General features: G+C 65.8%; 10 protein-coding genes. 9 read left to right on the forward strand and 1 reads right to left on the reverse strand.

The window, feature by feature from the left end; translation table 11 throughout:
- The 6 genes from Q1V87_RS04010 to serA all read left to right on the forward strand — a co-directional run.
- A partial coding sequence (locus Q1V87_RS04010; RefSeq protein ID WP_300590937.1) for a thiamine pyrophosphate-dependent enzyme occupies positions 1–793 on the forward strand: 793 nt, incomplete at its 5' end.
- Positions 794–796: 3 nt separating this feature from the next.
- Positions 797–1,306 carry an acetolactate synthase small subunit gene (gene ilvN / locus Q1V87_RS04015; protein ID WP_228178082.1) on the forward strand — a complete coding sequence of 170 codons (510 nt, stop codon included), beginning with the start codon at positions 797–799 and terminating at the stop codon, positions 1,304–1,306.
- An 87-nt stretch (positions 1,307–1,393) separates the two neighbouring features.
- Positions 1,394–2,419 carry a ketol-acid reductoisomerase gene (gene ilvC / locus Q1V87_RS04020; RefSeq protein WP_300590938.1) on the forward strand — a complete coding sequence of 342 codons (1,026 nt, stop codon included), beginning with the start codon at positions 1,394–1,396 and terminating at the stop codon, positions 2,417–2,419.
- A gap of 72 nt (positions 2,420–2,491) precedes the next feature.
- Positions 2,492–3,019, forward strand: a complete 528-nt coding sequence (locus Q1V87_RS04025; RefSeq protein WP_300590939.1) for a DNA polymerase III subunit gamma/tau — start codon at positions 2,492–2,494, stop codon at positions 3,017–3,019.
- Positions 3,016–3,414 (forward strand): bacitracin resistance protein, encoded by a 399-nt coding sequence (locus Q1V87_RS04030; RefSeq protein ID WP_300590940.1) that lies wholly within the window; start codon positions 3,016–3,018, stop codon positions 3,412–3,414. Before Q1V87_RS04025 ends, Q1V87_RS04030 begins: the two co-directional genes overlap by 4 nt.
- A gap of 151 nt (positions 3,415–3,565) precedes the next feature.
- The gene (serA, locus tag Q1V87_RS04035) at positions 3,566–5,170 is read left to right on the forward strand and encodes a phosphoglycerate dehydrogenase (RefSeq protein WP_300590941.1); all 1,605 of its coding nucleotides are present in this window, start codon (positions 3,566–3,568) and stop codon (positions 5,168–5,170) included.
- Here serA and Q1V87_RS04040 read toward each other — a convergent pair.
- The gene (locus tag Q1V87_RS04040) at positions 5,167–5,715 is read right to left on the reverse strand and encodes a TetR/AcrR family transcriptional regulator (RefSeq protein ID WP_300590942.1); all 549 of its coding nucleotides are present in this window, start codon (positions 5,713–5,715) and stop codon (positions 5,167–5,169) included. The two genes, serA and Q1V87_RS04040, sit on opposite strands and share 4 nt — an antisense overlap.
- Positions 5,716–5,843: 128 nt before the next feature.
- On the opposite strand from Q1V87_RS04040, the gene Q1V87_RS04045 reads away from it, so the two are divergent.
- The 3 genes from Q1V87_RS04045 to Q1V87_RS04055 form a co-directional block, all read left to right on the forward strand.
- The gene (locus Q1V87_RS04045; RefSeq protein ID WP_300590943.1) at positions 5,844–6,383 is read left to right on the forward strand and encodes a hypothetical protein; all 540 of its coding nucleotides are present in this window, start codon (positions 5,844–5,846) and stop codon (positions 6,381–6,383) included.
- A complete protein-coding gene (locus Q1V87_RS04050) occupies positions 6,380–6,889 on the forward strand; it encodes an RNA polymerase sigma factor (RefSeq protein WP_300590944.1) in 510 nt (169 codons plus the stop codon). Before Q1V87_RS04045 ends, Q1V87_RS04050 begins: the two co-directional genes overlap by 4 nt.
- Before the next feature lie 28 nt (positions 6,890–6,917).
- On the forward strand, positions 6,918–7,818 hold a 901-nt coding region (locus Q1V87_RS04055; protein ID WP_300590945.1), incomplete at its 3' end, for an IS481 family transposase.

Genomic DNA, 7,818 nt, shown 5'->3' on the forward strand with positions numbered 1-7,818 from the left:
GGGTGACCTGCGTGAGGTGCTGGTTGATCTCGAGGCCGCGTTCCGCGCCAACACCGACGCCGGCCGCGCCGACATCACCCAGTGGTGGGCCTACCTCAAGGGCCTGCGCAACGAGTTCCCCCTCGGCTACGCCCCCACAACCGACGGCCTCCTGGCGCCGCAGCAGGTCATCCAGCGGATCGGCGAACTCACCGGCCCCGAGGCGATCTACGCGGCCGGTGTCGGACAGCACCAGATGTGGGCTGCCCAGTTCATCAAGTACGAGCGCCCCAACGCCTGGCTGAACTCGGGCGGCGCCGGCACCATGGGCTACGCGGTGCCCGCGGCCATGGGTGCGAAGGTCGCCGAACCCGAACGGGTGGTGTGGGCGATCGACGGTGACGGATGCTTCCAGATGACCAATCAGGAGCTTGCCACCTGCGTTCTCAACAACATCCCGATCAAGGTTGCGATCATCAACAACTCGTCACTCGGGATGGTGCGTCAGTGGCAGACGCTGTTCTTCAACGGCCGCCACTCCAACACCGACCTCAACACGGGCCACGGCACCGCGCGGGTTCCCGACTTCGTCAAGTTGGCTGAGGCCTACGGATGCCTCGCGCTGCGCGTCGAGAAGGAAGACGAGATCGACGACGCGATCCGCACCGCCCTCGAGACCAACGATCGCCCCGTCGTCATCGACTTCGTCGTGTCGGCCGACGCCATGGTGTGGCCGATGGTGCCGCAGGGTGTCGGAAACAGCGAGATCCAGTACGCGCGTGAACACGCCCCGAGCTTCGATCAGGAGGACTGAGCCATGACAAGTCACGTGCTGAGCCTTCTTGTCGAAGACAAGCCGGGCCTCCTGACCCGCGTTGCGGGCCTGTTCGCCCGCCGCGGCTTCAACATCGAATCCCTCGCGGTGGGAGTCACCGAGGTTCCCGGGCTGTCGCGCATCACGGTGGTCGTCGACGTCGAAGGGCTCCCGCTCGAACAGGTGACCAAGCAGCTGAACAAGCTCGTGAACGTCATCAAGATCGTGGAGCTGGATCCTGCGGCATCCGTGCAGCGCGAGCACATGCTCGTGAAGGTACGCGCCGACAACGCGAGCCGTTCCAGCGTTCTCGAGGTCATCAACCTGTTCCGCGCGTCAGTGGTGGACTACGCGCCCGAGGCGATGGTGGTCGAGATCACCGGCGACAAGGGCAAGGTTGAGGCATTCCTGCGCGCGATCGAGCCGTTTGGCATCAAGGAGCTCGCCCAGTCGGGCATGCTCGCGATCGGCCGCGGCGGCAAGAGCATCACCGAACGAGTCCTGCGGGGCTGAGAAGACGACGCCGATCCGCTCCCGGTCGTTGAGCGGGCTCGGCGAGAACAAACGACCACAATCGCACAGTCAAGGAGAGACACCCCCATGGCCGAAATGATCTACGACCAGGATGCCGACCTCGCCCTCATCCAGGGCAAGAAGGTTGCCATCGTCGGTTACGGTTCGCAGGGTCACGCTCACGCGCAGAACCTGCGTGACTCGGGCGTCGAGGTCGTCATTGCCCTCAAGGACGGCTCGAAGTCCGCGCCGAAGGCGCAGGAGGACGGCTTCGAGGTCAAGTCCGTCGCCGACGCCACCGCGTGGGCCGACGTCATCATGATCCTCGCGCCCGACCAGCACCAGCGTGGCATCTACAACAACGAGATCAAGCCGAACCTCGCGCCCGGCAAGACCCTCGCCTTCGCGCACGGGTTCAACATCCGCTTCGGCTACATCGAGGATCCCGAGGGCGTCGATGTCATCCTCATCGCTCCGAAGGCTCCCGGCCACACGGTTCGTCGTGAGTACGTCGCAGGTCGCGGCATCCCCGACATCATCGCTGTCGAGAAGGATGCCTCGGGTAGCGCCTGGGACCTCGCGAAGTCGTACGCGAAGGCCATCGGCGGCACGCGCGCCGGCGTCATCAAGACGACGTTCACGGAAGAGACCGAGACCGACCTCTTCGGTGAGCAGGCTGTGCTCTGTGGTGGCGTGTCGCAGCTGGTCCAGTACGGCTTCGAGACCCTGACCGAGGCGGGCTACCAGCCCGAGATCGCCTACTTCGAGGTGCTGCACGAGCTCAAGCTCATCGTTGACCTCATGTGGGAGGGCGGCATCGCCAAGCAGCGCTGGAGCGTCTCGGACACCGCCGAGTACGGCGACTACGTCTCGGGCCCGCGCGTGATCGACCCGCACGTCAAGGAGAACATGGCGGCAGTCCTCGCCGACATCCGTTCCGGTGCCTTCGCCGAGCGCTTCATCACCGACCAGGACAACGGCGCCGTCGAGTTCCTCGAGCTGCGCGAGAAGGCTGCAAAGCACCCGATCGAGGCGGTCGGCAAGGACCTGCGTTCGCTCTTCTCATGGAAGCAGCAGGACAAGGACTACGTCGAGGGCTCGGCCGCGCGCTGAGCTTCATCCCCTTCTGCCGAACCCACACGCCCTGCTGGGGCGTGTGGGTTCGTGCGTGGGTAGGCTGAACTCGTGAGCACCGACCGCGACGACGACGCCCTCTCGTGGGGTGATGACGACCCGACGCTCGACGCGGGTTCCGCGCTGCCCCCGGGCTACGTGGCCGTCGGCAAGGGGAGCGAGACGGTCGCGCCGAAGCAGGCGGCGGCCACGGATGCCGAATCCAGCTCTCGCACGGATGCTGCAGTCTCCGTGCCGGGAGACGAGCGGGGCGATGCCGACACCGGCGCTGCGCCCGCCGCAGGCATGAGCAACGCGGCGCTCATCACTCTCGGCATCTTCGGCGGCGTGTACGCCCTCGAGAGCATCGGGTGGATCATCGGCGGCCTGCGTCTGCAGCAGTACGCGGAGTTCCTCGTCGCGCCCCTGGCCTATCAGGTGAGTCTGTGGCTGGCGGTGCTGACACCGCTCATCTGGTTCGTGACCGTGCTGCTGCTCACCAGGGGCAGCAGGTCGTGGGTTCGGGTCCTTCTGCTCGCCGCAGGGGCGCTGCTCGTGCTGCCCTGGCCCTTCATCATGGTGGGGGCGATCGGACAGTGAGCGAGAACACCAACGAGCCCACACACATTTCGGCGTCGTCATCCGTTACAGAATCAACGTCGGTCGAGCGCCGCACCGCACTACCGGTGTGGCTCATCGCCACGATCGCCGGCTTTTTCGGCCTGTTCTATGCATACGCCGTCTGGAATGCCGTCGCGTTCCTGATCTCCCAGGCGACCGGGCCGCTGGGGCTCAACGGTGGGGGATGGGCGCTGCTGCTGACGGCCATCGCCTTCCCGATCATCGTGTTCGCTCTTGCCTTCGCGATCGGATGGAAGCGCCGGGCTGGCGCCTTCGTTCTCATCATGCTCTCGGGTCTGGGCATTGTCGCGGTGTTCTGGATGAATGTGATCGCCTACGCCACGGTCTACGGCGCGTCGCTGCTGGGCGGCTGATCCCTGAGGGACCTTCGGCTCGTCATGTGGTCGGGGCGACCGACGCGCCCACGATAGGCTGGCCACGGCCCGTCGTCATGGCGTGCGGCGCGGCATCCCCGTCATCCTGTGCACGGTTCATGCGTGCGCGTCTGCTCCGAAGGATCCACCCGTGTCCAAACCGGTCGTGCTGATCGCCGAAGAACTGTCCCCCGCCACGATCGAGGCCCTCGGCCCGGACTTCGAGGTCCGTAACGTCGATGGCACTGACCGGCCCGCGCTGCTCGCGGCCCTCGCCGAGGCTGACGCGGTCCTGATCCGCTCGGCGACGAAGATGGATGCCGAGGCCATTGCGTCGTCGCAGAAGCTTCGCGTGATCGCCCGCGCGGGAGTCGGACTCGACAACGTCGACATCAAGGCGGCGACTGCCGCCGGTGTCATGGTCGTGAACGCGCCGACCTCCAACGTCATCTCGGCCGCGGAGCTCACTGTCGGACACATCCTGAGTCTTGCCCGCCACATCCCCGCCGCCCACGCCTCTCTCGCGCAGGGCCAGTGGAAGCGCAGCTCGTTCACGGGTGCTGAACTGTTCGAGAAGACCGTCGGCATCCTGGGCCTCGGTCGCATCGGCGCCCTCGTGGCCGAACGGCTTCGTGCCTTCGGTGTGCGCCTCGTCGGGTACGACCCCTACGTGACTCCTGCCCGCGCTCAGCAACTGGGAGTCGAACTGCTCAGCTTCGACGATGTCGTCCGCGAGAGCGACTTCCTCACGGTGCACATGCCGAAGACGCCCGAGACCACCGGCATGATCAGCACCGAACAACTCGCGGCGATGAAGCCCACGGCGTACGTCATCAACGTCGCTCGCGGTGGTCTGTTCGACGAAGAGGCGCTGCTGGAAGCCCTCACCACCGGTCAGATCGCCGGAGCCGGCCTCGACGTCTTCACCGCCGAGCCTCCGAAGCCCGACTCGGCAGCCGCAAAGCTCGTCGCCCTTCCCAACGTCGTCGCAACGCCGCACCTGGGTGCCTCCACCGACGAAGCGCAGGAGAAGGCCGGCGTCTCGGTTGCGAAGTCGGTCAAGCTCGCGCTCGAGGGTGACCTGGTTCCGGATGCCGTCAACGTCGCCGGTGGCGTCATCGACCCGTTCGTGCGCCCTGGCATCGGGCTTGTCGAGATGCTCGGGCAGTACTTCACGGGCCTGACCCACAGTGCGCTCACCTCGCTGGACATCGAAGTTCGCGGCGAGCTTGCCGCGTTCGATGTCAGCGTTTACCGACTCGCGGCACTCAAGGGCATCTTCACGAACATCGTCAGCGAGAACGTGTCTTACGTGAACGCGCCGCTGTTCGCTGAGCAGCGCGGCATCGAAACCCGCATGATCGTCGAGGCCGACAGCCCTCAGTACCGCAACCTCACGGTGCTGCGCGGGACGATGTCGGACGGCACGACGCTGAGCGTTGCGGGAACTCTCGCCGGCACGCGGATGGTCCCGAAGATCGTCGCCATCAACGGCTACGACATCGAGGTGCCCATCGCCGGCCACCACGTCGTGATGCGTTACCAGGACCGCCCGGGCATCGTCGCCATCTACGCCAAGACGCTCGGTGACGCGGGAATCAACATCGAGGGACTGCAGGTTGCGCACCCGGATGCCTCCGGTCATGCGCTTTCGGTGCTCACCGTGGATGCTGCGGTGCCGGACGAATTGCTCGACCAGATGCGCCAGGCCGTCGGGGCTGACCTGTTCTGTCAGATCGAGATCGTCGAGCCCTAACGCGGAGCGGTTGCCCGCGCGATGAGCTGAACCAAGGCATCCATCTCGGCATCGCGGGGGACTGGCGTTGCCAGACCATCGTGCTGGAGCGCGTTGTTGTAGTACACGCCGTCGCTGATGAGCATGACGAGATCGAGCGCGGTGTTGTCTGCCACGTGCGGACGAAGCGTCTCGGCCCAGCGCTCCCGAACCGAGCGCAGAGCGTCGCTCGCGGTTCCGCGCCCGGCCTGTGCGAGACGTGAGACCGCGAGGATCGCGCGGTCGAGCGCCGTGCCATCCATCGCCGAGGTCCGTACGTAGTACGCAACCGGTCCTTCTTCGGCGGAGGTCATGCGGGCCAGATCGTCGTCGACGCGCTCCTCGAGCCGTGCGAGCAACGCCGCTTCGAGCGCCTCCTTCGAGGCGAAGTGGTAGAGAAGGCCGCCCTTGGAGACTCCGGCGGCTCGGGCGATGGCGTCCATTGTGGCGGCGCGCTCACCCTCGGCGATGAGGAGACCCTCGAACGCGTCGAGCACCTTCTCGCGGGCGTGCGGGGGACGACTCATGCGCTCAAGGCTAGCTGTTGCTGGCCATGACGTTGTTGACAGCGGGTAGTGAATTTCTGGGTGCTGTGGACGATTCCTGGTGAGCCGGGAATGTGCAGAGTGAGACCATCTCACGAACGGAGAACGCGATGCACACGAACGACGTCGACCAGCTTCTGGCAATGAGTGACCCCGCGCGGGAGGTGACGGCGAAGCAGCGCCGCCTCGCGGCAGAGATGGCCGAGCAGTCAGCGCCTGCGAGAGAGCGGCGTTTCGCTCGCCCGATCGCCGTGGGCGCTGTCGCCGCTGTGCTCCTTGGTGGTGGCGGCATGGCCGCGGCTGCAGCCACCGGGTTGTGGGAGGGGTGGGCGCAGAACGACGCTCTCGCCATACTGCATTACGAACTGCCCAGCGGCGCATCGTGCGAATGGCGGATCGGTAACATCACGGGGGCACCGGACGAGATCGACGAGATCGTTCGAGACACTCTCGCCGACGCGGAGTTCACCGCCGCAGACATTGCGGAGGGCGCGGCGTACGTAGGGGCTGCGGGAGATCCGCTCACCGATGACGGTGCTTTCGAGACCGGCTACGCGTGGGCGGTGAACCTGCGTCTCGAGGAGGCGTACGCCGATCATGGCTACGAGGGCCAGTGGTGGAGCATCGAGGGTCAGGGATTCTGCGAATGAGGTCGGCCGCGGCGCGTAAGCGCCTCACCGGTGTGCTCCGTGACACGTCCGACGATCTCCTCCGGTACTTCCTAAGACGCTTGGATCGCGAGGATGCCGCCGATGCGCTGGCTGATGTGATGACGACGGCCTGGACACGTGTGGGTGCGATGCCTGACGAGTCTGAGCAGGCGAGGATGTGGTTGTTCGGGATAGCACGTAACGTGCTGCTGCACGCTCGCCGGGGGAATGTTCGCCGATCGCAGTTGGCTGATCGCATGCGGATGACGCTGTCGCTCCGCTCCGCACCTCCCGCAGACGAGGGCTCGGAAATCAGAGACGCGATCGACAGGCTCGACGGTGACCTCGGCGAGCTGATCCGGCTCGTTCACTGGGATGGTTTCTCGATCACCGACGCGGCGACACTGCTCGAGATCCCGTCCTCCACAGCTCGCGGGCGTTACCAGCGAGCGAAGGAAGCTTTGCGTGAGGCGCTTGCGCCACCCGCCAGAGTGGGCACGGCATGACGGTCGTGAGCGCTCGGTGAACGCGAAGGTGCATCGCAATGCGCCTCTCACGGTCGAAGGGCGCAGGAGGCTGATCGAGCGTTGCCGTACGCGGCCGATCGCGCACGTCGCCGCCGAGATGAGCATCTCGCGCGCCACCGCATCAAAGTGGGTCAACCGTTATAACCGGTTCGGGGAGGCAGGACTCGTCGATCGTTCCTCAACGCCTGATCGGCAGCCGACCGCGACGCCGGGCAGGCTCGTACAGCGGATCGAGTCGATGCGACGAGAGCACAAGTGGTCGGCGTCGCGGATCGCATTTGAACTCGGTCAAGACGGAAGCCAGCTCAGCCGGCGCACTGTCACCCGGCTACTCGCGCAGCTGGGACTGAGCCGTCGGAGGTTCATCGATCCGAACGGCGAAACCAACCGCGAAACGCAGAAGATCATCGCTGAACGTCCCGGTCACATGGTCCATATCGACGTGAAGAAGACCGGCCGTATCCCCGATGGAGGCGGCTGGCGCGTGCACGGGAAAGGCAGCGCAAAAGCGAAAGCGGTCGCCCGGACCAAGACCCGCGGCACGACAACCGGCTATGTGTTCCTTCACTCCGCGATCGACGGATATTCGCGGTTGGCCTACACCGAAGCACTGCCCGACGAGAAAGCCACGACCGCTGTCTCGTTCCTCGACCGCGCCCGAGTTTGGTTCGCTGCCCATGGCATCACTCATATCGAGCGGATCGTCACCGACAACGGCTCCTGCTACCGAGCACACGCTTTCGCAGACGCCGTCGGTGCTGCTCGCCACCAGCGCATCACGCCCTACACCCCGCGCCACAACGGCAAAGTCGAGCGCTACAACCGCATCCTCGCCGAAGAGTTCCTCTACGCCCGCACCTGGCACTCCGACGGCGAACGATCGGCCGCTCGCGTCGCCGATCGCCTGG

The sequence above is a fragment of the Microbacterium sp. genome, from assembly GCF_030149085.1.
Taxonomy (GTDB): Bacteria; Actinomycetota; Actinomycetes; order Actinomycetales; family Microbacteriaceae; genus Microbacterium.